Source organism: Rhodobacteraceae bacterium Araon29 (genome assembly GCA_039640505.1).
Lineage (GTDB): Bacteria > Pseudomonadota > Alphaproteobacteria > Rhodobacterales > Rhodobacteraceae > CABZJG01.
Window position 1 is genome coordinate 2,876,803 of record CP046865.1, and the last position, 25,575, is coordinate 2,902,377.

The window sequence follows — 25,575 nt, forward strand, 5'->3', positions numbered from 1 at the left end:
TGCAATCCAAGGCTTGCACCCGGGGCTGCAATTTTGCACTCTGCTGCAAACTGCGGCCAAGTGTGGCCGCAACGAACGCAGGAATAGATAAAGTAGGATAGCCCATGGCCACAGGAACCAATATCCGCACATATTTTGAAGGTCGCTGGCATGACGGCGATGTCGCGATCATGAAAGCGGCCGATCATGGGGCATGGCTCGGCTCGGGCGTGTTTGACGGTGCGCGTTCGGTTTCCGGGCTCGCGCCCGATGTGCTCGCCCATTGCGAACGGGTCAACAATTCGGCGCGCGCGCTGATGCTTACCCCGACCGTCGGCGCCGCTGAAATGGTCACTATTATTCGCGAAGGGCTGACCGCCTATGCCGCCGATGCGGCGGTTTATATCCGACCGATGTATTGGGGCATTGATGGTGATGCTTCGGCCATTGTACCGCAATCCGAACTGACAGGCTTTGCCATCTGCCTTGAAGAAATTCCGCTCGCAGATGCGGCAGCAAGCGTGACCTTGACCCGTACCCAGTTTCGGCGGCCGGTTCTAGAAAGCGCAGTGGTTGATGCAAAAGCAGGCTGCCTTTATCCAAATAATGCGCGAATGTTGGTCGAGGCCCGCAGCAAGGGCTTTGGCAATGCCTTGGTTGCGGATGCCATGGGCAATGTGGCCGAAACCGCTACATCCAATGTGTTCATGGCCAAAGATGGCGAAGTGTTTACACCTATTGCCAATGGTACGTTTCTGGCTGGCATCACCCGCGCCCGGCATATGACTAATTTAAGGCAGGATGGCACCCAGGTGCATGAATGTGTTCTTAGCTTTGAAGACTTTGAGGCCGCCGACGAAGTGTTTCTGTCCGGCAATATGCACAAAGTCACGCCGGTAACGGCCTTTGATGAGCAGCAATATCAAATCGGACCCATTGCCCGCCGCGTGCGCGAAATGTATTGGGACTGGGCCAGCGCAGAAGGCAAGCTCTAAAATTCCAACTCAAATGCCCCGTTGCGCTGCCGTGCAACTTGGCGCATGATTTAATTTAAGGAGGCGTCATTTATGCGGAAATTTTTGGTCGTTCTAGATAGCAGTCAAGAGTGCCTGAATGCAATGCGCTTTGCAGCCCTGCGCGCGGCGCACACAGGCGGCGGTGTCGAAGTGTTGGCAGTGATTGAGCCCGAAGAGTTTAACCATTGGATTGGCGTCGGCGATATTATGCGCGAAGAAGCGCGAGAGCGTATTAATGCCCATTTTGAAGTGTTCGCAAAATGGATGCGTGACCGTCAGGGGGTTGACCCCGAGTTGGTGATACGCGAAGGCGAGCCGGTGCCCGAAATTCTAGCGCAGGTCAACGACGACCCTGAAATTGGTGTTTTGGTGCTGGGCGCTGGTACAGATAGCAAAGGCCCCGGGCCCTTGGTCACCCAGTTGACAAAAAGCTCTGGCTCGCTGCCCATTCCGTTTACCATCGTACCGGGAAACCTATCCAAGGAACGGCTTGAGGCGATCACCTAAAAGGGGACTGCCACTTGGGACAAAGAACAATCTCTTTGGTGACATTGGTTGTGCCCGACTATGATCTAGCAATCGCCTATTTCACGACCAAGCTTGGGTTTGTTCTGGTATCTGATAAGGTCGTGTCTGACAGCAAACGCTGGGTTGTTGTGCGGCCGGGGTCCAGCATGGAAGGCTGTGGACTGTTGCTGGCAAAAGCAGCCAACCCAGAGCAGAGCGCCGCGATCGGCCAACAGACCGGTGGCAGGGTGGCATTTTTTCTTAACACCGATGATTTCGCAGCCGATCATGCAAGACTGAGTAATAATGGTATAAAGTTTTGCGAAAAGCCGCGTTACGAACCCTATGGGATCGTAGCAAAATTCCACGATCTCTTTGGCAATACTTGGGATTTACTGCAACGAGCTAAAAATTAATTCTAAATTAGAATCATTCTAAGATATTGACAGCGTATCAAACCAGCGCCATATAGAGAGGCGAATCGGAGGCCTTACATATGTTTATTCAAACCGAATCCACGCCAAATCCCGCGACACTGAAATTCCTGCCCGGGCAGGCTGTTATCCCAGATGGTACAGCGGATTTTCCTTCTGCTGACACCGCCTCAAAGTCACCGCTTGCAGAGCGTTTGTTCGCAGTAAACGGCGTATCGGGGGTGTTTTTCGGACGCGATTTCATCACCATAACAAAAGATGAAAGCTCTGAATGGGATCACATAAAACCAGCTCTGTTGGGCGTCATCATGGAGCATTTTCAGTCTGGTCAGCCTGTGATGCGCGAGACATCCGAGGTCTCTGCCCATGCAGAGCATACCGGAGAAGATGGCGAAATTGTCGATCAAATCAAAGAGCTATTGGACAGCCGCGTGCGCCCCGCAGTGGCGCAGGATGGCGGTGATATTACCTTTTACGGGTTTGAGCGTGGGATTGTTTATCTGCAAATGCAGGGCGCCTGTGCCGGCTGCCCATCCTCGACCATGACCCTAAAAATGGGCATCGAAAACCTGCTGCGTCACTATATTCCCGAGGTCACCGAAGTACGCCCTGTTGCGGTCTGATCGCTGCATACTGGCGTTTGATACATCGGCCGCGCATTGTGCGGCCGCTTTGCTTTTTGGTGACCGCTTAAGAGCGGTCAAAGCCGTAGAAATGAAAAAGGGACAAGCCGAGCATCTGGTGCCGTTGATCCAAGACGTTGTCGCGCAGGCTGGAAAAACTTTGGCGGATATAGATTTAATCGGGGTTGGCATCGGGCCGGGAAATTTTACAGGCATCCGCATCTCCGTTAGCTTTGCGCGCAGCTTAAGCTTGTCGCTTGATCGCCCTGCCCTTGGCGTTGACAGTTTTGCGGCCAGTTATTTTGGCCTTTCAGGCGCCGCCCGGGTGATCGTGCCCGGCCCACAGGACAAAGTTTACCTCAAAGAATATCCAGCCAATGGCGATTTGCCCACGTTGGTAGAAAAATCAACGCTGGAGCGCCCAGGCGCGCCAATCATCGAGCGCGTTGATCCAACGGCCCTTGTCAGCCATATCGCCAGGATTGCCAGCACGGCAGAAGCGCAAAATAATACGCCGCCTGCACCGCTTTATATCAAACCGCCTGATGCTGCTCCGGCGCGCCATACCGCGCCTGTTCTTTTGTCATGATACCAGAGACGATGGCGGCGCTTCACCGGCGAGCCGATGCCGCATCACGCCATTGGAGCGCTGCAGAATATGCGCAGCTCAGCACCGCAGAAAATGGACTTTTGATCTGTGGTAATCATGGGTTTGTGCTAGGACAATTGAGCGCATCTGAGGCTGAGATATTCATGATCATAGTGGATCCCACCCATCAGCGACGCGGCTTAGGACTGGTTTATCTTTCCCGATTTGAAACCAAAGCGCACTCTGCCGGTGCAACCCGCGTTTTCCTAGAGGTGGCAGCATCGAATCAGCCGGCTCAGGCTCTTTATAAACGCGCAGGATATCAACGCGTAGGTACCCGCAAAAATTACTATAAAGCGCCGGAGGCCCAGCCAGAAGATGCCTTGGTTCTGCAAAAAGTGATTGCCTAATCAATAGCTAGATTAAACAGATAAAAAACCAAATCGGGCTTCAAAACCCTACCATCTTAAGGCAGTGTATTTCTGCATTAATCTGACCAAATGCCCGATTCCAATGCTAGAGCATGATTACTTCGTAAAGTTGTAGGCAACAGGGCAAGATTATACTGGACAAGACGAAAGGCAGTGCTCAGTATGATGGTCTGTTGAATGTCATTTTGACATATTTTCAAAAGTTAATCAGGGCGTGATCTATGACACGCTGTTCTCAAGAGGGAGAGTAAAATGCAAACATTTAAAAAGCTTTCGCTGAAAGCTGCGTTGGCAACAGCGTTTACCGTCGCATCCGTAAGCGGCGCACTGGCCTTTAGCGCCTGTCAGGTCACCGATGTAGGTGGAATTGATGATGGTAGCTTCAACGAGACCGCCTGGAAAGGTGTCCAAGACGCGATGAGCGAATTCGGCATTGATGGCCGTTATGTTGAATCACAATCTGGCTCGGACTATGAGCCAAACCTGAACTCTATGAGAGACAACAACTGCGATGTTATTTTCGCTGTCGGATTTTTGATGGGCGATGCCACGCAAGCTGCTGCGCAGGCCAACCCGGATCAAAAATATTCAATCTTGGATTTTGCCTATAACCCAACACTCCCAAATGTTGTCGGTCAGGTTTACGCGACGAACGAAGGTGGCTTTATGGCAGGCTATTTGGCCGCTGGCATGTCGAGCACAGGCATCGTTGGAACCTTTGGCGGCATGAATATTCCGCCAGTGACCGCATTCATGGATGGTTTTGCACATGGGGTTGCGCATTACAACGCAGCCAAGGGCGCAAACATACAAGTATTGGGCTGGAATCCAGACAGCAAAGAAGGCCTCTTTACCGGCAACTTTGACAGCCTTGATGACGGCCGTGCCTTTGCGCAGAACCTGTATGACGAAGGCGCAGACATTGTGATGCCAGTGGCCGGACCCGTTGGATTTGGCTCTTCTGCTTTGGCCAATGAATTGGGCCCTGACGCGCTAAAAATTATCGGTGTTGACGCGGATATGACAGCAACCGATCCTGAGCGGGCGCACGTCTATCTTACGTCTGTGGTCAAACGCATGGACAACACTGTGAAGGCAGTGATCAAACAGGCCATGGATGGTGAATTTGCCGGTGGTATCATGCTTGGCAACGTTGCCAATGGTGGTGTGGCACTTGCACCCTACCACAGCTTTGACAGCGCAATTCCAGCCGACCTCAAAGCTGAAGTTGACGCCATAAGAGCCGGTATTATCGACGGTAGCGTAAACGTCGGCGGTTAATTACCTCTCTCCTTCCGGGGCCTGATTTTGGCCCCGGAAGACACTCAGAAGAAATTTTCTCAACTTACGGTTTTTGGTATCGCCGATGGAAATAGAACTGCGCGGCATCAGCAAACATTTTGGTTCGGTCCGAGCCAATCATAATATCAATTTGAATATTAAACCGGGCCAAGTGCTTGGTTTGCTTGGCGAAAATGGCGCTGGAAAATCCACCTTAATGAATGTTTTATCCGGCCTTTATGCGCCGGATAGCGGGCAAATTATCGTCGATGGGGCCGAAGTAAAATTCAACGGCCCAGGCGAAAGCATTGCACAGGGCATTGGCATGGTGCATCAGCATTTTATGTTGGTGCCGGTCTTCAGTGTCGCCGAGAATGTTATTTTGGGGAATGAAACCGTTGGCTTTGGCGATTACCTCAATCTGAACGAAGCCCGCCGGCGGGTCAAAGAGATAAGCGAAACCTATGGTTTGCACGTGCCAGCAGACGTTCTGATCGAAGATTTGCCTGTGGGCCTTCAACAGCGGGTCGAAATCCTTAAAGTGCTGTTTCGCTCTGCGAATGTATTAATTTTGGACGAGCCGACAGCGGTCTTAACCCCACAAGAAGTAGAGGCCTTCTTTGGCATTGTGCGGGCATTGCGCGACGCCGGAAAAGCCATAGTGTTTATCACCCATAAACTGCATGAAATCCTTGAAATTGCAGATCATGTAAACGTGCTGCGTCAGGGCGAGGTTGTGGGCGGCGGCAACCCGGCTGATTTTTCCGAAGCGGATTTGGCCGAACTGATGGTCGGCCGGCCGGTAAGTTTCAATGTCGCGCGTACGCCGGCCAAAACCGGACATCCGCTACTGCGCGCCCAAGACGTGACCATGCATACAGACACCAATAACATTTGCCTCGACAAAATCAATCTGCAGGTCGCCGCTGGCGAGGTTGTCGGCATTGCCGGCGTGCAGGGCAATGGCCAAACCGAATTGATCGAAGCGATTTGCGGTCTGGCCCCGATCCAATCAGGTATGCTTACCTTTGAAGAGCAGGATATCACTTCTCTTTCGGTGCGCCAGCGCCACCAACTGGGCATTGCGCATATCCCCGAGGACCGGCAAAAGTCGGGAATGATCGGAGCGTTTTCGGTGGCTGAAAACATGGTTTTGAATGCTTATTATGAAAGTGACTATGCCAGTGGCTTTGAAATTGACTGGCAAAAAGCCAATGAAAAGTCGGCCGCATCCTGCGTAAAATATGATGTGCGCACGCCCAGCGTTTTCCTTCCCGCAGGCAGCCTGTCGGGCGGGAACCAACAAAAAATGGTGGTGGCCCGCGAATTGGAGCGGGCGATTAAGCTGGTGGTGGCCGCCCAGCCCACCCGGGGCGTCGATGTCGGCTCGATTGAATATATCCACAAACAGCTGATTGCCTGCCGGGATGCAGGCAACGGCGTGGTGGTGATTTCCTCAGAGCTTGACGAAATAATCAACCTATCAGACCGAATTTATGTCATGTTTGATGGACGTATTTCCGGTGAATTTGACAACCGCACTGGCCAAGCAGACCGGCAATTAATCGGGCTTGCCATGGCTGGGGCCGGAAAAGACGTGGCAGCATGACATCAGATACATCTAAATCAAGCCGCTCTACAATTGATTTGCTGCGCCCGGTTACTGGCTCGCAAGCCACGCTTGGAGAGCTTTTTTTCATTCCGATTGTTGCGGTAATTCTGGCGTTGCTGCTGAGCGCTTTGATCATGCTGGCGACCTCAGTTGCGCCAGCAAATATCGCCAAAAGCTTTGTGGCACTGGCCTATGGATCCGTGGGTTCATTGGCAGCAATATCCGAAACCCTGACCTCAACCATCCCGCTGGTACTGTCTGGACTTGGGATCGGGCTCGCGTTTCGCGCAGGGCTATTCAATATCGGCGCCGAGGGTCAAATCGTCATTGGCGGCCTCGCAGCCGTTATTGCCAGCTTTGCCATCACTGGGCTGCCGTTTTATGTGCATATGCCGCTGGTGCTGACGATCGGTATGCTGGCCGGCGCGCTCTATGCTGGCCTTGCAGGGTTTTTGCGTGCCGCCACTGGAGCGCATGAAGTAATTTCCACGATCATGCTCAACCTGATCGCATTTCGGATGCTCGATTATGTTTTGCGCCAACCGTTTATTCAAAAGGAAGGCCGCTCTGATCCAATTTCTAAAGCGGTTTTAGAAACAGCGGAGTTGCCGCGTCTACTGACGTTTATTGATCCCAATCTCAGGGTTCATGCAGGCCTTGTGATTATGCTTATCAGCGTAGCGCTGATCTATTGGCTGCTGTTTCGCTCAAAACTGGGCTTTGCATTTAGGGTATCAGGTGAAAACCCTGATGCGGCCAAATATGCCGGCATCCGCGCCGGTTTGACTATTGTGCTAGCCATGGCCCTTGCCGGCGGACTGGCCGGGCTGGCAGGCGCTACTCAGGTCACCGGAGTTTTAGGGCGGGCCTCACCCGGATTTTCTGCAGGCATCGGCTTTGATGCTATTGCCGTAGCGCTGCTTGGGCGGTCCCATCCGGTGGGCATTTTGCTTGCCGGGCTGTTGTTTGGGGCCCTTGAAGCTGGCGGGCGGCAAATGCAGGTGGATGCGGGTGTGTCAATTGATTTAATCGGTATTGTGCAGGCTCTGATTATTGTTTTCGTGGCCGCACCGCTTCTTGTGAAGCAAATACTGCCATTCGGTTTCAGCGCGGTGAGCAAAAAGAGTGCAAGTGATGACCAATCTTAACCAACCCGCGGCTCAAAGCCTTACAGCATCCGCGCGATCGCTTGACATGCGCTCTGTAATCACCGGCGGGGCATTGGTCGCGCTGTCGCTTGTGGTTTTGTTTTGGCTTGATACCGGCGTTGATAGCCAATCCACCTTCAAGCTGTCCCGACCGCGCGATGTTTGGGCCATCAGCAATCTTGTGGTGCCAAGCTATTGGGTCAATCTTGCGATCACTGCGGTTCTTGCGTTTTTGGGATTTCGGCAATTTACAAAAGGCGGCGCAAAATGGCGCACCCTGTCTTTGGCGGCGGGTCTGACGCTATTTGTGATTGCCTTTCTGGTCTGGGCAACCGCTGATAAATCCATTTCCTTAACCGGTATGCTGCAGGCCACTGTGGTGCGGGCCACTCCAATAGCCCTCGCCGCGCTGGCAGGGATATTCTGTGAGCGGGTTGCCGTGATCAATATCGGCATTGAAGGCATGCTGCTTGCTGGTGCGTTTTCCGGTGCGCTTTTCGGCTCACTTCTGGGCGGCTGGGTTGGCATTGCCGGTGCTATTTTAACCGGCGGGGTCTTGGGGTTTGTTTTAGCAGCACTGGTCATCACCTATCGGGTAGATCAGATTATCGCCGGCGTGGTGATCAATCTTTTCATCCTTGGGCTGACCTCATATGTATCGAGCCAAGTCTTTACCGAATACCGCTGGCTAAACAACACCACCCCGTTTCGGGCGATTAAGATACCAGTTCTAGGCGATATTCCAGTGCTTGGACCGCTTTTGTTTAATCAGACCATTTTTGTGTATGGCGCTTTTATACTGGTGGCGATCTCAACCTATTATCTGTTTTCCACCCGCCATGGATTGCGGGCGCGCGCTGTGGGTGAGCATCCAAGAGCGGCTGACACACTGGGTATTGGTGTCATCAAGACCCGCTATTCGCATGTCATTGTTGCCGGAATGATTGCCGGCTTTGGCGGCGCATGGTTTACCCTTGGCACGGTGGGCCAGTTTGACGAAAATATGACCAATGGGCGCGGCTTTATCGGCTTGGCCGCGATGATTTTTGGCCGCTGGCATCCAGCGGGGGCCTTAGCAGCAGCGCTTGTATTTGGGTTCGCAGACTCGTTGCAGCAAAAACTATCTATTCTGAATACCCCTATCCCTTCTGAGTTCTTGGCAATGGCACCCTATTTGGTCACAATTATCGTGGTTGCAGGACTTGTTGGCCGGGCTCGCCCGCCCGCTGCGATTGGCAAAGCCTATACCAGCGAATAAATCGGTAGGCATGGACTGGATACAATAAGTCCAGTTGAATAATTATATAAGACCTGCGTGCAGCAATGCACGCAGATGCCTTGCATTTGCAGCATGGTGTAGTTTAGAGGGTGATATGCAAATCTACCTTCCTATCGCAGAAGTTTCTGTCAACGCTTTTTTGTTGCTCGGCCTTGGCGGGCTTGTGGGCATTCTTTCCGGCATGTTTGGGGTTGGTGGCGGTTTTTTAATGACCCCGCTGCTGTTTTTCATCGGCATCCCACCGGCGGTGGCTGTGGCCACCGAAGCCAATCAGATTGTTGCTTCGTCATTTTCGGGTGCTCTGGCCCATTTTAGACGAAAAACCGTCGATCTAAAAATGGGCGGAGTGCTGTTGATCGGAGGGCTTGCTGGGGCCGCTTTGGGTGTGGTTGTATTTAACTACCTGAAAAGCATGGGACAGGTCGATCTGTTGGTCAAACTTTGCTACGTTGTGTTTTTGGGTATTATCGGCAGCCTGATGTTTGTGGAAAGCCTGCGTGCTTTGCGCCGGGCACGTTCGGGAAATGCGCCCAAGTATAAACGCCGCCAACGGGGCTGGGTACACAGCCTACCTTTTAAGATGAGGTTTCGTACCTCGGGGCTCTATATTTCGGCTATTCCTCCAGTTTTGATTGGTTTATTTGTTGGTATTCTGTCAGCAATTATGGGTGTTGGCGGCGGGTTTATCATGGTTCCAGCTATGATTTACATCCTAGGCATGCCCACCAAAGTCGTGGTTGGCACATCACTTTTTCAAATCATTTTCGTCACCGCCTTTACCACTTTATCGCATGCGACGACCAACTATTCCGTCGATATCGCCTTGGCTGTTTTACTGTTGGTAGGCGGTGTGATCGGCGCTCAGATCGGTACCCAGATCGGCACCCGCATGCGCGCTGAGCAACTTAGAATTTTGCTTGCGCTGATGGTTTTGGCTGTTTGCGGTAAATTGGCGTTTGATTTGCTGGTACAGCCCACTGAGCTTTACACCATTGGCGCAGTAGGGGGCCATTGATGCGCGCCTTTATCATTGCCCTTTTGATGCTGGTCAACACAGCGCCGGTTACAGCTGAAGAGGTTGTCTTAGGCATGAGCCATGATGAAGTGGCAATCACTGCCACATTCGACGGCTCGGAAATTCTTGTATTTGGAGCAATCAAACGGGAAACCAAAATTTCGCCAGTTCCCTTGCAGGTGATCGTTGCGGTTTCCGGTCCGTCCGAGCCGCTTTTGGTGCGGCGTAAAGAGCGAAAATTTGGCATTTGGGTAAACACTGACACGGTTGAGGTAGACCTAGCCCCCAGCTTTTATGCCATCGCAACCAGCGCCCCATGGGACCAAGTGGTCACTGATACAGAAGATTTGCGGCATAAAATTTCGATCAACCGCGCTATCCGTTCCGTTGGCGCACCCATGCATATCGAAAATGCCCAAAGTTTCAGTGATGCCGTTATTCGCATCCGCCGAAAAAGTGGTCTTTATCAACTGCGCGAAAATACCGTCGCGGTAGATCAGCAGACGCTGTTTCGCACCTCGATTGAAATGCCGGCAAACGTAACCGAGGGAAATTATAAGACCCGCATTTTCCTTACCCGAAACGGTCAAGTGGTAAATGATTTTGAAACCGATATTGACGTACGTAAAGTTGGACTAGAGCGGTTTTTATTCGCTCTATCGCGGGAAAATCCACTGATCTACGGGTTGATGTCACTGGCAATCGCGATCTTTGCTGGTTGGTCAGCCTCGGCAGTTTTCCAGTTTATCCGGTCACGCTAGTACATGCTTATCGCGGCGCCATGCGAATGGCCCCGTCAAGCCGGATGACTTCACCGTTGAGCATGGTGTTTTCAACAATTTGGCAGACCAGTTTTGCATATTCATCAGGCGCGCCAAGCCGTGCTGGGAACGGCACTTGCTGTCCAAGAGAGGTCTGCACATCTTCAGGAAGCCCTTGCAGCATCGGGGTTAGAAACAGGCCAGGCGCAATGCTGCAAACCCGCACGCCGTTTGGCGCAAGATCACGCGCCATCGGAAGCGTCATTCCAACAATACCGCCTTTTGAGGCCGCATAGGCCACCTGCCCGACCTGACCTTCGTATGCCGCCACCGAGGCCGTGTTGATAATCACGCCCCGCTCGCCGTCTTCATTTAGCGGATCGGCTGAAACCATCAACGCCGCAGCTTGTGAAGCGCAATTGAAAGATCCAAGTAAATTCACGCCAATAACTTTGGCAAAAAGCGCCGGATCATGGGGCACACCCTTGGATACTGTTTTGGCCGGTGTGCCGATACCGGCGCAATTGACCAAAACATGCAGTGCGCCGTGGCGGTCGCGTATGTTTTTAAGGGCCGTGCCCACCTGTGCCGGATCGGTAACATCCACAGCGTTAAAATGCCCGCCGAGATCGGCGGCCAAGGCTGTGCCAAGATCTTTGTTCATATCAAGAATGGCAACCTTTGCACCGCGTGCAGCCAGTGCCGTAGCCGTTGCAGCCCCAAGCCCCGAAGCCCCGCCTGTGACCGCCGCAATCGTTGTTTCATCAATCTTCATACCGGTTCTCCCCTGATGGCTCTATGTTGGGAAAATTATTGCTCAGGTCAATTGCCAGACCGGAATAACCCTGCGTTCCGGATCATAGGCTTGATTTTAACTTTGCGTTGTGAACAGCTTGGCAGAAAGTAAAAGGATCACACCATGCCCCGTACCCCGCCCGCATTGCGCCAAGCCTATTTTGATTTTAGCGTGCTGCAAACCCGCTGGATGGACAATGACCAATATGGCCATATGAATAATATGATCCATTATTCGCTGATTGATACGGCCGTGACCAATTGGCAGTTGCAGCACAAAGTTTTTGACCGGAGCGGTGATGATATTCGCTTTTTGGTGGTCGAAAGCGGCTGTGTTTATCATGCCGAAGCCGGATATCCAGATCTTGTTCATGCGGGCGTCCGGGTTGGGCATATCGGCACTTCATCCTGGCGTTATGAGGTTGGGCTTTTTCGAAATGATGAGACGCGCGCCTTTGCCGAGGGTTTTTTCAGCCAAGTACAGGTCGATGCGCAAACCGGAAAACCCAAACCTCTGTCCGCAGCATACCGTGACCAGCTTAGCCAATTGATCCAGCCGCTTTAAAGTGCAGGTTTGACCCTATCGCTCTCGCAGGGCTTCGCGGGATTTATAAAGCGGTTTGAGCAGATAGCTTAGAATGGTTTTGCTACCTGTGTGTAATTCGGCCTGAACCTGCATGCCGGGCCGAATACTAATTTGGCTTTGGGTCTGAGAGAGATCATCTTGGTTTAGGGTGATGCGCACCCGATAATGCGGCTTTGCTTCGGAGCCGCTGATCTGTCGGGTTTTAAACGTATCCGCTGAGATTACCACAACCTCGCCCTTTAGCGTGCCATAGATTGTATAATCATAAGCGCTGAGTTTAATTGTGACCGCCTGACCGGGACGGATGTTGGCAATATCTTCGGGTTTTACCCGAGCTTCGATAAAAAGCGCCTCATCCAAAGGTATAATTTGAAGTATTTCTTCGCCCGGTCGCACAACCCCACCGATGGTTGTGACCGCCAGTGCATTAACCACGCCGCGCATCGGACTGATTAAAACGGTTCGGTTAAGCTGGTCTTGGGCCGATTTTAGCGTCTGCTTTAAAGTGGCCAGTTCCTTCAGAACATCAGACAGAGCATTGGCGCGTTCCAACTCTGTTCCAGTGACAATTTCATCAAGCTTGATACGCGCATCCGCCAGAATTTTTCGCGATCGCGTGACCTCAATTAACGCTACGACTTTCTTTTCCAACATTTGCTCTAAAAGTTTGGTTTCCTGCTTGGCTTGATCCAGTACCTTCTGAGCGCCTTGGCTGCGGCTGACAAAATCCATTTGCCGGGCGCGCAACAGGGCCTGCTCTGAAGCAGCGATATTGGGGTTGCTGGCAATATGTTTTGGCAAAAGATCCATCTTGAACTTGCCTGCCATTTCCGCCTCAAGCCGTATTTGGCGGATTTCTAACGCATTAATCTGACTTTCCAATTCATCGACAGTGCTTTGAAACCGTGTGCCCTGCAGGCGTGCCAATGTATCACCTTGCTCAACCACATCGCCTTCGGCGACATACAGCTCTGCCAGTATTCCACCTTCCAGGTTTTGAATGATTTGCGGCCGAGAAGAGGAAATTACCTCACCCTCAGAGCGGACAATTTCATCCACCCACGCCAATGAGGACCAGATTAGAAAGACCCCAACCACCACCGCACATAGCCAAATCGTGATGCTTGATCCGCGCAGCCCAGCGCTTAACCGGCCCATTGCGACATGCGATAATGACCAATCCGTCATACCACACCGCTTGCATTTTTCTGCGCGGTACTGACTTTTAGATGTTCTAAAACCGCATCGCGCGGACCATCTGCAGCTAAGCGGCCGTTGTGGAAAATCATCGTTCGTTCCGTTAGTGATAATATCCCAACCCGATGGGTGGCAATAATCGCAGTGCGCCCGCCAAGCCAGCTCTTTAGGCGACTGATCAGCGTCGTTTCCAGCGTTTGATCAAGCGCCGCAGTGGGTTCATCCAGCAAACAAACCTTGGGATCTTGAAGCCATAAACGCGCCCAACCGATGGATTGCCGTTGCCCACTTGACAAGCCTTGCCCACCGTCAGTTATCGGTAAGTCCAAGCCCTTCGAATGACTATTTATAAAAGGTCCAAGACCTGCAAAATCAAGCGCCTTTTGCAATCTGTCATCGTTATTTTCCAATTGATTTAAATTGAGGTTGTCACGCAGGCTGCCACTAAACAATTTGACCTCTGGGCCTAAATACCCAACAAAGCGGCGCAAGTCTGCCGCGGCAAGCTGTGCCATATCCGTCCCATCTAAAAGAACCGACCCCTGTGTGGGTGCATAAAGACCGCTTAGCACCTTAAGAAAGGTAGATTTGCCAGCGCCATTACTGCCGAGGATGGCAGATGTCTGACCCGGTAAAATCCGCAAGGCTGGAACATCCAGAACTCGGCTTTCATTTCCCGGATAGCAAAATTGCAGCTCGCGCAACTCAAAACCACCAGCGGTTTTTTCGCGTCGTAAATAGCTACGCTGGGGCTCAGTATCTTGCGGTGCCTCGGCAATCTGGCTTAGGCCTTCCAGCGCAGTTTTAACGTTGCTCCAGCGGGCCAATGTTGAAGCAAGCTGGGTCAACGGTGCCAAGGTCCGGCTGGTTAATATTCCAACAGCGATAATTGAGCCAACGCTAAACTCGCCGGCAAAGACCATATAAGTACAACAGATCACTGCCGTTATATAAGTGGCCTGCTGCACAGCCTGGCTCCAAAATGTCAGCGCAGAGGCCAACTTACGTTGGTCTGAAGATTTGAGCGCCGACAAAGAGATAAGTTCGCTCCATATCCGTTGAAACCGAGCTTCTGCCCTTTGGGTTTTTACCGTATCAAGCTCAGCAATGGTTTCATGCAGCAAACGGTTGGTATGGGCAGAAGCGCCTTGCATTTCTCGCGTAATTCGAACCATGTGCCGCTGCAAGAATAACCCGGGAAGCACCATGATGACTGCACCCAACACCAGCACGAAAACCAAATTTCCGGCAATCGAATACACCAGTAAAAGAAACACAAAAACAAACGGGATATCCGCCAGATTGCCCAGAGAAGTGGCAGTAAAGAACTCACGCACAGAGCTAAATTCGCGCATTGCAGAAAAAAGCTGATTGGGTGCGCGCTGGGGCGCATCCGACCGCATTCCCAAAAGCCGGTCCATAAGAAGCTTTTGTACCGCAACTTCGATCTGGCGTCCCGCACCATCGACAAGCCGAGAGCGCGCCAACTTGAGAAGCGCCTCGAAGCCAATGGCCATAAGCGCCCCAACTGCAAGCACCCAAAGCGTTGCTTGGGATTGATGTGGAATGACCCGATCATAAACCTGAAGCGAAAAAAGCGCCACGGCTACGGCCAGTATATTACCCACAAGGGACCCAAGAGCGACCTCGCCAAACTGTTTATAGTATGGGCGAAAGGCGGACCAAAACCAATCCTCTGATCCTTTTTTGGAACCATGCTTTTGTGCCAATTCCGGCTCGGACACGGCTGCACGCAACAAAATGCCCGTGAAGAATGGCTCAAACTCCTGCGCTGGCACAATAGCACGCCGGTCTTCGCAGGTTTCATCATAAATTATAAAATCGTTATTTTCTTGACCGATGACCAAGATGTGCTGTCCACTGGTCATTTGTGTAATCGCTGGCCAATGCTGAGGGCCAAGCGTATTCGTTTCGCATATATCCGGTGTGAGACCAGAGGCCTTCAATCCGATGGCCAATGTCTTGATGGAAATTCGTGCAGAACCTGAAAGGTCTGTGCGCAGCGCAACTGATATATCATTTAATACTGCGCGCTGCCCCATCAAACCAGCCAAAACCACGATAAGTTTTGCCCGTGACTGCAGCATTTTGGTGGTCATATCAGCGCCAAAATTTTCTGGTTGAACAACAGGGGCTTTTGGCACGGGCCGATCCTTTTGGTCATTGATGTTCAAACGAGGATCAATATTCAAATTTTCGCTCCATCTGCCAGCAGACCCAAATCACGTGCTATTTGCAATTTTAGTTGTGCAATTTGATATTTAATCTCAAGCAGCCGCCGTTGTTGGCGCGCGTAGCTTTCATAAACTCCAACAACATCCATGACCTGACGTTGACCTGCTTCATACTGGCGGCGAAACAAGGTGAAATTATTCCACGCCTGTTTGCGCAAGGCCCGCGCTTCGGACAATTGGCGCTTGGCGGAAGTTAAATCTTGTAGATAGCCTTGCATCCGGCGATTTGCCGTTTCTTTTGCTTGTTCAACTTGACGATTTGCAACGGTTTGCGCTGCTTTGCCCGCGCGCAAACGTGCTGAGGTGCCGAAGTCAAAAAACCGATCAGATTTCACCCCAATCTCAAGCGCGGGATCGCTGGTGCCACCTGATGCACTGGCAACCAAACTGGGTAATTCACTTGATCGGTCGATCTTTGCAGAGGCAATATCACGGCGCTGTGATGCCTGTGCCTCAAGCACACTCAAAGGGGTGACTTCAGAGCCAGAAATCTCTATCTCTGTTTCCCCCTCAATAGCGTCCAGAGGGCGTGCCGCAATTGCTTCGAGTTCGGCCAAAGCACTTCGTCTATTTTGCCCCCCCCGACTGCGTTCGGCTTTTATCTCTGCAAGCTTTTGATTGAGAATGTTTAAATCAGACATATCTGAAACGCCGCCCTTGACCCTTTCGTTCATAATCCATTGGAATTTTTTCATCTCTGCCAAAACGACATCCGATTGATGCGCCACCTCATCGCCCTTCTGGGCCTGCAGGTAGAGATCAAGCGCCTGATAAACCCGCCCATTGGTATCAAGCGAAAGCGTCACGGCAGCCATTTCAACATCTGCGGCCGCAAAAGCGCGCTGTGCTTTGGCGCGTCCATTGTCGAACAAGACTTGGTCCAGAACTAAATTGGCCACCATATCACCAAGCGATGTAAGGCTAACCACCGACCCCAGACTTGGAAGCCAGTTTTTAGAGGCGGCTTTTGATCTCAGTTTTGCGGCACTTAATTCAGCCGCAGCCACCTGCGCATCTGACGCAAGCACCGCCTCTGCCACTTGGGCATAACTACTGTCGGGTGGTAAAATCGACCACCGGCTTTGAAGCTGATCAATGATCTGTGATTGGCTTGAATTCGATTTTCCAGCGCCGTCCTGATTTGTCTGGCCGTATGGCAATCCAAGCCGGCCAGCTGCTGACCCAAGGCTGCCCTCAGGCATTATGCACCCTGAAACCAAGGGCAGGGTGCAAATTAAAGTCACTTCTCTGAGCCGAGTAAACCGCATCTTTTCCTGCTCTTTTTGACCGCTTTTGGCGGTTCTTTTTTAGGACTAGCCTTTGGGGTATGCTTAGATTGAAACTGCTAAATCCTCGTCAGCTAAAATTCGAGCCTCATCCCCCATCGTATAAAGGACGAACTTGTCACCGTTACCATCGATCACTTCCTCGCCCTTAACCGCGCCTGTTAGCACCAAACTATCATTATCATGACCATAGACCTTGACCGTATCGCTCAGCGAAGACAGCCCCAGCACCTGCTCTTCGGTTAAGGTCACTTCGGTGGCCTCTGCCGATTGCAAGTCGATTACCGTGATTTCATACGCATCCAAATCAAACCCACTTAGATCATGGCTTGATCCAATACCAACATCTAAAATCATCAATGTGCCGTTGCTATTGCCTGCGTCATCTTGTGCAGTCACCACCAAAGTTGAACCGTCTGGAACCGGTGTTTGAAAGTCTATATAAGTCCTGCTGTTGGCTGTATCATTCGAGCTCGTGATATGCAGGGATTGCGCGCTTCCGTCGCTACTGACCTGATCAACAGATAAATTATCAGAAGTTTGGCTAAAACTGACCTTTTTCGTAGTTTTATCACTAAACCCGTATTCATGAGTTTCAATTTGGGGCGCATCTGGACTCGATTGATCAATTTCAATGCTGTCTGTTAATGTCGCCGTATTGCCGGCAGCATCAGTTGCCAGAACGTTAAAATGCGCTGTATATGCGCCATCTGGCAAATCCTGCTGTGGAATGGTCATTGACCAAGCTCCATCCGCTGTTACTGAAGCGTTATAGGTTTTGCCGTTAAACACAACCGACACCTGTGAGCCTGGTTCAACCTGACCTGACAACGGTAAACCAGACTGCAACTCAGCAGAATTAGCCACATTATCACCCCCGGTGACATTTTCTGTCACTGTCAGATGATTGACCACCGTATCAACCGCAATTGTGCCATTGGCATCCGCAGTGTTACCTTGGGCATCAGTGGCCTGCGCCGTGACGTTAAGATTATATTCTCCCGCAGGCGCAGCGCTGCTTGGGAACACAACGCTCCAAGCTCCGTTACCGTCAACCTCAGCCGGCAGGCTTGTGTCCCCAATTGTTACTAAAACAGAAGCCCCTGGATCAGTTTGCCCTGTGACCGTAAAACTGCCATCTGCCAACTCACCACCGCTGATAATACCATTGGTTTCCACAATACCAGTCGCAATTGATACGCTCACATTGGCGGCCCCCGGGGAAGTACCTCCACCTGAAGTCAAGGCACTTAAAACCGATGCGCCTCCCGCAACCAGCGCAGCAGGCGCAGCAGCACCAGTCAGCATCGCTGGTCCCAATGCCAAACCTGTGCCCAGCATGGAAACAGTTTCGTCTTCATAGCCCCCCGGCGCATTGGCCAGTCCCATTGGCTCGGGCTCATCATAAAACAACAAACTATCCGACGGATTCCATTTGCCCCAGGCCTCTTGGCCTTGATATTGCGCGAGCAATTCTTTACCGGCGCCGTTATCAAAAACAACTTCTGAAATCTGTCCGTCTGAGCTGACAAACAATCGGCTATGAGCCGTTCCCTGAGCAGAAAAAAAGTTCTCGATTTCAAGAGAACGACCATCTGCCAGAGTGATCCATAACGAGCTGCCATCCCGACCATAGTTCGTTATCTGATGGCGTGCCAAATGTAGGGAAATATCTTGCGGTACAACGCTGCCCGCTGTCCCCGCCAAATTCAATGAAATTTGCCCGGTGTCGACTTGATTCAAGACGAGACCACGCTCGAAGTCACCCGCACTCCGGCGGACAACGAACTTAATCGCCTGCATAATTTTATCCACTCTACCTCAAACAACCATCTATGGGCTGCATTTTTTTATACCGAGGAGAATACAAAGTTTATTTTTGTTTTTCCACCCTTTTTTGCTTTTTTTGATACTTTAGGATGTTTTTACCAATAAAGTCAGTCCTTGATTGCTCTTTAAACTGCAGGTTTTTTTTCCCTCTACCGGCATTAAACATCTCAATAAAAACACTTTATTTTAAACGTCAAGTCCCACAGCACCTTGACAGAAAAATAGGCAGAAAGTTCAAGAAAAATACAGCTTGCCCTAAAAACCGCGTCTATTTAGCCACAATCAAAGTCTCTTTTACTATCTTAAGTCCATATCTTGCACAGCCACCGGAACGCTTCAATTGAACTCTTGGGGCAATGTTTTCGCCTTAAATAGTGTAATTTTTTAGGTGCAACTTTGTTCTTTAGAATATACCCACTAGTTAACGATGTGGACCATGGTGCTGCAAAAAATATCAAAACGTCTGATTGAGGCAGGAGTAAAAAATCATGCAACGCGTTAAGCTTTCCCCGCAGATTGAAGTATCGCAGCTCGCCTATGGAAAATGGCGCCTCACGGATGACCCAGACATGAGCGTCGAACATATTCGCAACAAACTTGCAGCCTGCCTCGACCAGGGAATAACCACGATTGATCAGGCTGATATCTATGGCGGTTATCAATCCGAAGAAATATTGGGAAACGCACTGCGCGGCACGGCGCTTCGCAATCAAATCGAAATTATCACCAAATGCGACATCATCGCCCCGGTTGGACGCCACCGAAAGGCACGTGTTAAATATTATGATACCACTCGGGCGCACATACTGGCGTCGGTCGACCAGTCTTTGCAACTGATGGCTATTGAACATATTGATCTTTTGCTCTTGCACCGGCCCGATCCGTTAATGAACCATTTCGAAACCGGTGGGGCTTTGGATGAATTGGTTGTCAGCGGCAAGGTTCGCGCGGTTGGTACGTCAAATTTTCACCCGTATGATTGGCAACTACTACAATCGGCAATGAAAACTCCGCTTGTCACCAACCAGATCGAGTTGAGCGTATTGGCGCATGAACCGCTCACCAATGGCGATGTTGCTTTTCATCAAATGAATGCCACCCCGATCATGGCATGGTCGCCGCTGGCAGGGGGGGATTTATTTGCAGCTCGGAACCAAACCCTTCTCGATCTTTTGTCACGTATCGGTTCGCAGCAAGGCGCTGATGCAGCCGCCGTCGCGGTGGCATGGCTTTTAGCGCACCCTGCACGCATCATCCCCGTGATGGGTACCAATTCGATCGCGCGGATAGAGCGGCTTTCCGATGCGCTGACGGTTTCAATAGACCGGCAAACTTGGTATGAAATCTATACCGCTGCGCTTGGCCATGAGGTAGCTTAATGACTGGTCCATCCCCGCTGAACACAGCAACTACTGCCGAACCAAACCATATGCCACTGCGCACAGCACTGGGCCGCTTTGCAACAGGTGTGACTTTGGTCACCTGCCAAGGGGCATCGGGGCCAATAGGCATCACTGCCAACAGCTTTGCCAGTGTCTCGCTTGACCCGCCGCTTGTTCTTTGGCTGCCGGCAAAAGCCACCCGCCGCTATGCATTCTTTGTACAAGCCAAGTCATTTTCCATCCATGTGTTAGATCAAACACAACTTTCAGTCAGCCAAGCTTTTGCCAGAAATGGCAGCGGCTTTGATGGGTTGGAGTGGGATTATGATGACCGCCAAGTGCCGATATTGAAACGCTCACTGGCACGGTTTGACTGCCATTTACACGCGCAATACGATGGTGGCGACCACACGATTATCCTTGGCCATGTAGATCTTTTCGAAATTTCAAAGGGCCAGCCGTTGATCTTTAGCCAAGGCAGCTATGCTTCAGTTCCATCTTGAGCAAAATTTTTCGTATGGGATGGCGAGTCACGAGCACCCCTAGCATCCTATGTATTTTCGAAAAAACCATTTTACCAAAACAGGTTACGCGAAAAAAGTTCTGTTTTTTCCACGTGCACTGTTGCATTGACCCGCGTGATCGGTACTATCTGAATGGGTACAGCCAAACACGGTAATCGTCGATCAGCTCATGCGCTTTTTCAATCTGTTCTTGGGTCATTTTCTTGACAACTTCTTCTTGACTGATCGCCGCATCAGGGTCGCCGCCGATCGCGGAAAGAACATACCACATATAGGCCCGCATCAAGTCCGGCGTCGGCATTCCAAGGCCAACCTCGTAATACCAGCCCACACCAGATTGCGCGCCGGGATGGCCCTTCATCGAGCTGCGCAGATACCAGTCGAACGCCCGCTGATAGTCCTGCTCAACCCCCAAACCCATGGCGTACATGACACCGATCAGTTCTTCGGCGTCGGCATTGCCAGAACGGGCCGCAGGCCACAAAAGCTCGCGCGCCTCGACAAACCGCCCCTCCTCCATCAAATCACGCGCCTCTTCAATTTCGGCCAAAGCCGCACCAACCCAGAGGGCGAATGCCGACGCAATAGTGATGCAATACCGCATATGTTTTTCCTTGGTCTCTTTTTACTCGCAATTTTAATGGCTTCCGTTGGATATAGCCAGACACCGGCGTTGTCAAAAGAGCAATTTCAACCGACAGAGCCGGATAAAGTCAAAATTGGGCAGCTGCTGTTTTACGACAAAATCTTGTCTGGCAACCGCAATATAAGTTGCGGGACCTGCCATCATCATGATCACGGCGGCAGCGACGGGCTCAGCCTTGGTATCGGCGAAGGCGGCAGTGGTCTAAGCACGGAACGGACGGCTGGTGTCGGTGACGACCGCATTCGCAAACGTATCCCGCGCAATGCCACATCACTTTGGAACCTTGGGCATAAATCCATTACTGTGGTTTTTGTCGACGGACGGTTGGAAATTAGCGATCTCTATGGCAACGGATTCAATTCGCCAGCCGAGGAATGGTTGCCATCAGGTCTTGATACGGTGATCGCCGCACAGGCAGTTTTTCCCATGGTGGCGCAGTTTGAAATGGCTGGAAACCCCAAAGAGAACGAAATCGCAGGCGCGGTGCATGACCGCATTGATGCCTCATGGCCGATCTTGGCCAAACGGGTGCGGATTATTCCCGAATACGGCGAAATGTTCGTTGCTGCCTTCGACAATATCAAAAAACCCGAGCAGGTTTCGATTGTTGAGGTCGCCGAGGCGCTGGGTCAGTTCATTAATAACGAATGGCAGAATTTCGATAGCCCGTATGATGCATTGATTTCAGATGGCCTGCCGCTTGCACCAGCCGCAGAGCGCGGCCGGCAATTGTTTTTTGGTGAGGCCAATTGTAGTTCGTGCCACAGTGGCCCTTTGCTTAGCGATCAAAAGTTCCACGCGCTTGGCTTGCCAGCCTTTGGTCCCGGGCGCACACGGCGCTTTGATCCAATGCCGCGCGATGTGGGGCGAATGGGAGAAAGCGATGCGCTTGAGGATGCCTACCGGTTTAAAACGCCAAGGCTGCGCAATATCGCGCTTACTGCACCCTATGGCCATAACGGCGCCTACCCGACTTTAGAAGGTATCATTCGGCACCACTTGAACCCCGCAAAAGCACGTGCAGAATGGACCCGAGATATAGCCAGTTTGCCATCGGTCCCATGGCTGCAAGAGATCGACTTTGTGATCCAAAACGACACACTGGAAATGGCACGGCAGGCGGAAAAGATAGACATCAAACCGGTTGGGCTTTCGGATAAAGACGTCAGCGATCTGGTGGCCTTTATGCACGCGCTGACTGGAAAAACCGCATTGAGCCGTCCTTCAGGTGTGCCCAAAACAGTCCCGAGCGGCCTTGCAGTCGACCGCTAAATTAAGCCCAAGGCGGTTTAGTTTTATTCAAGAAAGCCTCAATGCCGGCCTTGGCCTCAATACCTTCCCAGGTATCCGCAAGCCGCTTTATCGTGTCTTCGATCACCGCGTCATTTATTTTCGGCCCAAGCGCGCGCGCCAGCGCTTTTGAGGCAGTGACCGCCCCCGGGGCAACCTTTAGATAAGGTGTAACCTCGGCCTCAACGCGGGCGTCAAGTTGCTTGGCAGGCACGCAATCTGCAATCAGATCAAGCTCTCGGGCTTCTGGCGCTGCAAATATTCGCGCTGACATAAACACCCGCCTTGCTTTTCCTTCGCCCATACGGGCGATGACATAGGGGCTAATGGTTGCAGGGATGAGTCCAAGCCGGGTTTCGGTCAACCCGAATTTTGTATCGGTTTCAGCAATCACCACATCGCACACACACGCCATTCCAACGCCACCACCAAACGCACCACCATGCACCACACCGATTAAGGGTAATAGCAGTTCATTCAAGCTCTGAAGCATCTGCGCCAGTTTTCGCGCCTCGGCCATGCGCCCAGCGCGATCTGAGTTAATTTGAACCTTCATCCAGTCCAGATCGCCGCCAGCACAAAAAACATCTCCGGCCCCGCGAAGCACAACCACCCGCGCAGCAGGCTCTTTTGCAATGCTGCCCGCAAATTCGGTCAGTTCAGTAATCATCTGCGCCGATAGCGCATTTTTCTTATCTGGCCGATTGAGGGTTAGGTGCACCACCCCGCGGGCGTCAATTTCCGTTGTAATAGCGGTAAATTTATTCATTTCAATTCCTTAACTCTTTGGCAAACTCTGCAGCGTTCTTTAGCCTTTGCACATCAAGCCCGGTGTCAAATCCCAGACTGGCAAGACGCTGAGCCACAGCTTCAGTGGCGACATTGCCCTTGGCACCCGGGGCATAAGGACACCCGCCCAAACCGCCAACAGCCGCATCAAACACCCGCACCCCCCGTGCAAGTGACGTTTCAATGTTGGCCAGCGCTTGTCCGTTGGTGTCGTGATAATGACCGGCCAGAACGGCAGCGGGCAATCGCTCTAAAACCGCATCAAGCAAAGCATTGATTGTTTTGGGCGTGGCTGCGCCAATCGTATCCCCAAGGCTGATTTCATAACATCCCATATCGAACAAATCTTGCGCAACCTCTGCTACCGTATCAGGCTGCACGGCGCCATCATAAGGGCATTCGGTGATGCAGGACACATATCCACGCACCGGAATATTTGCCGCCTGGGCCGCCTCAATGATTGGCACGAAGCGGGCAAGGCTTTCCGCGATGGAACAATTGATATTGGCTTGGCTAAAGCCTTCCGAGGCCGCGCCAAAAATCGCCACCTCATCAGCATTGGCCGCCACGGCATTTGCAAACCCGCGCGCATTTGGCGTCAGGGCTGCATAAACCACACCTACGCGGCGTTCGATTGCGCTTAAAACCTCGGTGGCATCGGCCATTTGCGGCACCCACTTGGGGCTGACAAAACTTGTCACCTCAATTTTTTGAAATCCGCAGGCTGACAGATCGTTGACGAGTTTGATTTTGTCTTTGGCAGCAATGGACCGGGGTTCGTTTTGAAGCCCATCGCGCGGGCCAACTTCAAACAATGTAACAGCGTCAGCCATATGATATCCCTGTTTTTGTCATTTTGCCTATGCGGCCTATACCTTTGGGCCACTCTAAAGCTGGCCCAATAGAAAGTGCAACCCAACTGTTTTAATTGTGGTTGCCGCCCGCGCCAGAATTGCGCATTAATGCAGGAAAGTTGAAATCACGGATATACGCATGCTGGAAAACACTCCCGGGTTACTGAGCTCTGTTCGCGATCGATTTGCCCATGTCGATACCTGCCCCTTTGAAGGCAAAAGAGTTTTTTTTGAAAACGCTGGCGGGGCGTTGACGTTAAAAACTGTTGTGGATACCTCGGCTAAATTTGCTGCCATTCCGGACAATCAGGGCCGCGATAATCCGGCCAGCGATGCGCTTGTGGCCATCATTGCTAAAGCCAAATCGGATATGCAGGTGCTGTTAAATTCGAGTGGAGGTCAGTTTTTTGTCGGCGAAAGTGGCACCGAGCTTTTATTCAGGCTGATTAGAAATGCAATCATGGCCGCCCCGGAAGGCGGCTCTGTGCTGGGCTGTTCGCTGGAACATCCCGCATCGCGCAGCGCCGCGCAGCATTGGGCCAAGATTTCCGGCAGACCCTATGTCAATGTGCCCCATAATGTGGAAACCGGCAGTGTGGACGCCGCCGATTATGCCGCTTTGGTCACCGCTGATACCCGCGTTGCCACCATTTTGCACACTTCGCCTGTGACTGGCATGGGGGTCGATGTAGCTGCGGTTTCTAAAGCCATTCGGGCTGTCGCGCCCGACTGCTATATTATTGTTGATGGCATCCAGCACGCGGCACATGGGGCCATTGATCTCGATAGCTACGATGTCGACGGCTATGCCATCTCACCCTATAAAATGTTCTCGCGCCATGGCTATGGCCTTGCATGGGTGGCAGATCGGCTAACCGATCAACCGCACGAGCAGCTCATCGGCGGGCCTGAGCAGGCTTGGGAATTTGGCACCCGTGATACGGGCGCCTATGCAACACTTTCGGATGTTGCCTCACATTTTGAATGGCTCGGCTCGCAGTTTACCAGTTCAACAGACCGGCGCGACAAGATTGTCGCGGCGGGTCAGGCGATCCATGCCCACGAGGCTATGCTGACGGATGCCATGCTTTATGGCACCGGAAATTTATCCGGACTGAGCGAATTGCCCGGGGTTGAGATTGTCGGCGGGATTGATAACCCTAGGCGCGAAGGGCTGGTGTCGATGCGCATAAAAGGATGGGCCTCTGCTGATCTGGTCACCGCGCTGCGCGGCTATGGTATTCGCACCCATACGCGCAAGGATGACCATTATTCCGGTAATATTTTAACCCCTATGGGGTGGACAGATTGCGTTCGTATTTCGCTATGTCATTACAACAGCCTAAACGAAGTCAGCGCGCTTTTGTCTGCCGTGGCCAAACTCAGCCAAAGCGCTGCGCATTCGCCAAACTCGGCTAAGCGTTAGGCAGGCTAAAAGACCTTTGCCTGCAATTGCGTTTCTGCAA

The 25,575-nt window shown here is 51.8% G+C and carries 25 protein-coding genes; 17 read left to right on the forward strand and 8 right to left on the reverse strand.

Going from position 1 to position 25,575, the window contains the following annotated elements:
* Positions 1-104: 104 nt before the first annotated feature.
* From GN278_13850 to GN278_13905, 12 genes are all read left to right on the forward strand, one after another.
* Positions 105-974, forward strand: a complete 870-nt coding sequence (locus GN278_13850; protein ID XAT61741.1) for a branched-chain amino acid aminotransferase — start codon at positions 105-107, stop codon at positions 972-974.
* 72 nt (positions 975-1,046) lie between these two features.
* Positions 1,047-1,502 carry a universal stress protein gene (locus GN278_13855; GenBank protein XAT61742.1) on the forward strand — a complete coding sequence of 152 codons (456 nt, stop codon included), beginning with the start codon at positions 1,047-1,049 and terminating at the stop codon, positions 1,500-1,502.
* A 14-nt stretch (positions 1,503-1,516) separates the two neighbouring features.
* Positions 1,517-1,918 (forward strand): VOC family protein, encoded by a 402-nt coding sequence (locus tag GN278_13860; GenBank protein ID XAT61743.1) that lies wholly within the window; start codon positions 1,517-1,519, stop codon positions 1,916-1,918.
* Between the two features lie 80 nt (positions 1,919-1,998).
* Complete coding sequence (locus GN278_13865; GenBank protein ID XAT61744.1) at positions 1,999-2,559, forward strand: NifU family protein; 561 nt, start codon at positions 1,999-2,001, stop codon at positions 2,557-2,559.
* Positions 2,549-3,148 (forward strand): tRNA (adenosine(37)-N6)-threonylcarbamoyltransferase complex dimerization subunit type 1 TsaB, encoded by a 600-nt coding sequence (gene tsaB, locus GN278_13870; protein ID XAT61745.1) that lies wholly within the window; start codon positions 2,549-2,551, stop codon positions 3,146-3,148. Before GN278_13865 ends, tsaB begins: the two co-directional genes overlap by 11 nt.
* Positions 3,145-3,558, forward strand: a complete 414-nt coding sequence (gene rimI, locus GN278_13875) for a ribosomal protein S18-alanine N-acetyltransferase (GenBank protein ID XAT61746.1) — start codon at positions 3,145-3,147, stop codon at positions 3,556-3,558. The genes tsaB and rimI overlap by 4 nt, the downstream gene beginning before the upstream one ends.
* Positions 3,559-3,831: 273 nt before the next feature.
* Complete coding sequence (locus tag GN278_13880; protein ID XAT61747.1) at positions 3,832-4,860, forward strand: BMP family ABC transporter substrate-binding protein; 1,029 nt, start codon at positions 3,832-3,834, stop codon at positions 4,858-4,860.
* An 85-nt stretch (positions 4,861-4,945) separates the two neighbouring features.
* Positions 4,946-6,469: an ATP-binding cassette domain-containing protein gene (locus tag GN278_13885; protein ID XAT61748.1), complete on the forward strand. Its 1,524-nt coding sequence runs from the start codon at positions 4,946-4,948 to the stop codon at positions 6,467-6,469.
* Positions 6,466-7,620 carry an ABC transporter permease gene (locus GN278_13890; protein XAT61749.1) on the forward strand — a complete coding sequence of 385 codons (1,155 nt, stop codon included), beginning with the start codon at positions 6,466-6,468 and terminating at the stop codon, positions 7,618-7,620. Before GN278_13885 ends, GN278_13890 begins: the two co-directional genes overlap by 4 nt.
* Positions 7,607-8,878: an ABC transporter permease gene (locus GN278_13895; protein ID XAT61750.1), complete on the forward strand. Its 1,272-nt coding sequence runs from the start codon at positions 7,607-7,609 to the stop codon at positions 8,876-8,878. The genes GN278_13890 and GN278_13895 overlap by 14 nt, the downstream gene beginning before the upstream one ends.
* Before the next feature lie 115 nt (positions 8,879-8,993).
* On the forward strand, positions 8,994-9,914 hold the full coding sequence (locus GN278_13900) for a TSUP family transporter (GenBank protein ID XAT61751.1): 921 nt from the start codon (positions 8,994-8,996) through the stop codon (positions 9,912-9,914).
* Entirely contained in the window at positions 9,914-10,675 is a 762-nt protein-coding gene (locus GN278_13905; protein ID XAT61752.1) for a hypothetical protein, read from the forward strand. Before GN278_13900 ends, GN278_13905 begins: the two co-directional genes overlap by 1 nt.
* A 7-nt stretch (positions 10,676-10,682) precedes the next feature.
* Here the strand turns inward: GN278_13905 and GN278_13910 are convergent, their stop codons facing one another.
* On the reverse strand, positions 10,683-11,450 hold the full coding sequence (locus GN278_13910) for an SDR family NAD(P)-dependent oxidoreductase (protein XAT61753.1): 768 nt from the start codon (positions 11,448-11,450) through the stop codon (positions 10,683-10,685).
* Between the two features lie 144 nt (positions 11,451-11,594).
* Here GN278_13910 and GN278_13915 point away from each other — a divergent pair, with 144 nt between their 5' ends.
* Positions 11,595-12,035 carry an acyl-CoA thioesterase gene (locus GN278_13915; protein ID XAT61754.1) on the forward strand — a complete coding sequence of 147 codons (441 nt, stop codon included), beginning with the start codon at positions 11,595-11,597 and terminating at the stop codon, positions 12,033-12,035.
* Positions 12,036-12,050: 15 nt separating this feature from the next.
* On the opposite strand, the gene GN278_13920 is transcribed toward GN278_13915, so the two are convergent.
* The 4 genes from GN278_13920 to GN278_13935 form a co-directional block, all read right to left on the reverse strand.
* Positions 12,051-13,244 carry an HlyD family efflux transporter periplasmic adaptor subunit gene (locus tag GN278_13920; GenBank protein ID XAT61755.1) on the reverse strand — a complete coding sequence of 398 codons (1,194 nt, stop codon included), beginning with the start codon at positions 13,242-13,244 and terminating at the stop codon, positions 12,051-12,053.
* Complete coding sequence (locus GN278_13925) at positions 13,241-15,373, reverse strand: ATP-binding cassette domain-containing protein (GenBank protein XAT62681.1); 2,133 nt, start codon at positions 15,371-15,373, stop codon at positions 13,241-13,243. The genes GN278_13920 and GN278_13925 overlap by 4 nt, the downstream gene beginning before the upstream one ends.
* Before the next feature lie 89 nt (positions 15,374-15,462).
* Positions 15,463-16,776: a TolC family protein gene (locus GN278_13930; GenBank protein ID XAT61756.1), complete on the reverse strand. Its 1,314-nt coding sequence runs from the start codon at positions 16,774-16,776 to the stop codon at positions 15,463-15,465.
* Between the two features lie 63 nt (positions 16,777-16,839).
* Positions 16,840-18,597 (reverse strand): hypothetical protein, encoded by a 1,758-nt coding sequence (locus tag GN278_13935; GenBank protein ID XAT61757.1) that lies wholly within the window; start codon positions 18,595-18,597, stop codon positions 16,840-16,842.
* 515 nt (positions 18,598-19,112) lie between these two features.
* Between GN278_13935 and GN278_13940 the strand changes: the two genes are divergently transcribed.
* Together GN278_13940 and GN278_13945 are read left to right on the forward strand one after the other, a co-directional pair.
* Positions 19,113-20,003, forward strand: a complete 891-nt coding sequence (locus GN278_13940) for an oxidoreductase (GenBank protein ID XAT61758.1) — start codon at positions 19,113-19,115, stop codon at positions 20,001-20,003.
* Between the two features lie 50 nt (positions 20,004-20,053).
* On the forward strand, positions 20,054-20,509 hold the full coding sequence (locus GN278_13945) for a flavin reductase (protein XAT62682.1): 456 nt from the start codon (positions 20,054-20,056) through the stop codon (positions 20,507-20,509).
* Between the two features lie 145 nt (positions 20,510-20,654).
* Here GN278_13945 and GN278_13950 read toward each other — a convergent pair whose 3' ends face one another.
* The gene (locus GN278_13950) at positions 20,655-21,134 is read right to left on the reverse strand and encodes a sel1 repeat family protein (protein XAT61759.1); all 480 of its coding nucleotides are present in this window, start codon (positions 21,132-21,134) and stop codon (positions 20,655-20,657) included.
* A 36-nt stretch (positions 21,135-21,170) separates the two neighbouring features.
* Here GN278_13950 and GN278_13955 point away from each other — a divergent pair, with 36 nt between their 5' ends.
* Positions 21,171-22,448, forward strand: a complete 1,278-nt coding sequence (locus GN278_13955; protein XAT61760.1) for a methylamine utilization protein MauG — start codon at positions 21,171-21,173, stop codon at positions 22,446-22,448.
* 1 nt (position 22,449) lies between these two features.
* Here the strand turns inward: GN278_13955 and GN278_13960 are convergent, their stop codons facing one another.
* Together GN278_13960 and GN278_13965 are read right to left on the reverse strand one after the other, a co-directional pair.
* Positions 22,450-23,235: a crotonase/enoyl-CoA hydratase family protein gene (locus GN278_13960; GenBank protein ID XAT61761.1), complete on the reverse strand. Its 786-nt coding sequence runs from the start codon at positions 23,233-23,235 to the stop codon at positions 22,450-22,452.
* Between the two features lies 1 nt (position 23,236).
* Complete coding sequence (locus tag GN278_13965; protein ID XAT61762.1) at positions 23,237-24,088, reverse strand: hydroxymethylglutaryl-CoA lyase; 852 nt, start codon at positions 24,086-24,088, stop codon at positions 23,237-23,239.
* Between the two features lie 160 nt (positions 24,089-24,248).
* On the opposite strand from GN278_13965, the gene GN278_13970 reads away from it, so the two are divergent.
* Positions 24,249-25,535 (forward strand): aminotransferase class V-fold PLP-dependent enzyme, encoded by a 1,287-nt coding sequence (locus GN278_13970; GenBank protein ID XAT61763.1) that lies wholly within the window; start codon positions 24,249-24,251, stop codon positions 25,533-25,535.
* The last annotated feature ends 40 nt before the right edge of the window (positions 25,536-25,575 follow it).

What these genes read in the sequence shown, in the direction of transcription:
- rimI (XAT61746.1), top strand. Translation starts at nt 3,145, where the DNA reads ATGATACCAGAGACGATGGCGGCGCTTCACCGGCGAGCCGATGCCGCA.
- GN278_13890 (XAT61749.1), top strand. Translation starts at nt 6,466, where the DNA reads ATGACATCAGATACATCTAAATCAAGCCGCTCTACAATTGATTTGCTG.
- GN278_13850 (XAT61741.1), top strand. Translation starts at nt 105, where the DNA reads ATGGCCACAGGAACCAATATCCGCACATATTTTGAAGGTCGCTGGCAT.
- GN278_13935 (XAT61757.1), bottom strand. Translation starts at nt 18,597, where the DNA reads ATGCAGGCGATTAAGTTCGTTGTCCGCCGGAGTGCGGGTGACTTCGAG.
- GN278_13925 (XAT62681.1), bottom strand. Translation starts at nt 15,373, where the DNA reads ATGACCACCAAAATGCTGCAGTCACGGGCAAAACTTATCGTGGTTTTG.
- GN278_13960 (XAT61761.1), bottom strand. Translation starts at nt 23,235, where the DNA reads ATGAATAAATTTACCGCTATTACAACGGAAATTGACGCCCGCGGGGTG.
- GN278_13970 (XAT61763.1), top strand. Translation starts at nt 24,249, where the DNA reads ATGCTGGAAAACACTCCCGGGTTACTGAGCTCTGTTCGCGATCGATTT.
- GN278_13865 (XAT61744.1), top strand. Translation starts at nt 1,999, where the DNA reads ATGTTTATTCAAACCGAATCCACGCCAAATCCCGCGACACTGAAATTC.
- GN278_13855 (XAT61742.1), top strand. Translation starts at nt 1,047, where the DNA reads ATGCGGAAATTTTTGGTCGTTCTAGATAGCAGTCAAGAGTGCCTGAAT.
- GN278_13965 (XAT61762.1), bottom strand. Translation starts at nt 24,088, where the DNA reads ATGGCTGACGCTGTTACATTGTTTGAAGTTGGCCCGCGCGATGGGCTT.
- GN278_13920 (XAT61755.1), bottom strand. Translation starts at nt 13,244, where the DNA reads ATGACGGATTGGTCATTATCGCATGTCGCAATGGGCCGGTTAAGCGCT.
- GN278_13915 (XAT61754.1), top strand. Translation starts at nt 11,595, where the DNA reads ATGCCCCGTACCCCGCCCGCATTGCGCCAAGCCTATTTTGATTTTAGC.
- GN278_13945 (XAT62682.1), top strand. Translation starts at nt 20,054, where the DNA reads ATGCCACTGCGCACAGCACTGGGCCGCTTTGCAACAGGTGTGACTTTG.
- GN278_13885 (XAT61748.1), top strand. Translation starts at nt 4,946, where the DNA reads ATGGAAATAGAACTGCGCGGCATCAGCAAACATTTTGGTTCGGTCCGA.
- GN278_13955 (XAT61760.1), top strand. Translation starts at nt 21,171, where the DNA reads ATGGCTTCCGTTGGATATAGCCAGACACCGGCGTTGTCAAAAGAGCAA.
- GN278_13880 (XAT61747.1), top strand. Translation starts at nt 3,832, where the DNA reads ATGCAAACATTTAAAAAGCTTTCGCTGAAAGCTGCGTTGGCAACAGCG.
- GN278_13930 (XAT61756.1), bottom strand. Translation starts at nt 16,776, where the DNA reads ATGCGGTTTACTCGGCTCAGAGAAGTGACTTTAATTTGCACCCTGCCC.
- GN278_13895 (XAT61750.1), top strand. Translation starts at nt 7,607, where the DNA reads ATGACCAATCTTAACCAACCCGCGGCTCAAAGCCTTACAGCATCCGCG.
- GN278_13940 (XAT61758.1), top strand. Translation starts at nt 19,113, where the DNA reads ATGCAACGCGTTAAGCTTTCCCCGCAGATTGAAGTATCGCAGCTCGCC.
- GN278_13910 (XAT61753.1), bottom strand. Translation starts at nt 11,450, where the DNA reads ATGAAGATTGATGAAACAACGATTGCGGCGGTCACAGGCGGGGCTTCG.
- GN278_13900 (XAT61751.1), top strand. Translation starts at nt 8,994, where the DNA reads ATGCAAATCTACCTTCCTATCGCAGAAGTTTCTGTCAACGCTTTTTTG.
- GN278_13950 (XAT61759.1), bottom strand. Translation starts at nt 21,134, where the DNA reads ATGCGGTATTGCATCACTATTGCGTCGGCATTCGCCCTCTGGGTTGGT.
- GN278_13905 (XAT61752.1), top strand. Translation starts at nt 9,914, where the DNA reads ATGCGCGCCTTTATCATTGCCCTTTTGATGCTGGTCAACACAGCGCCG.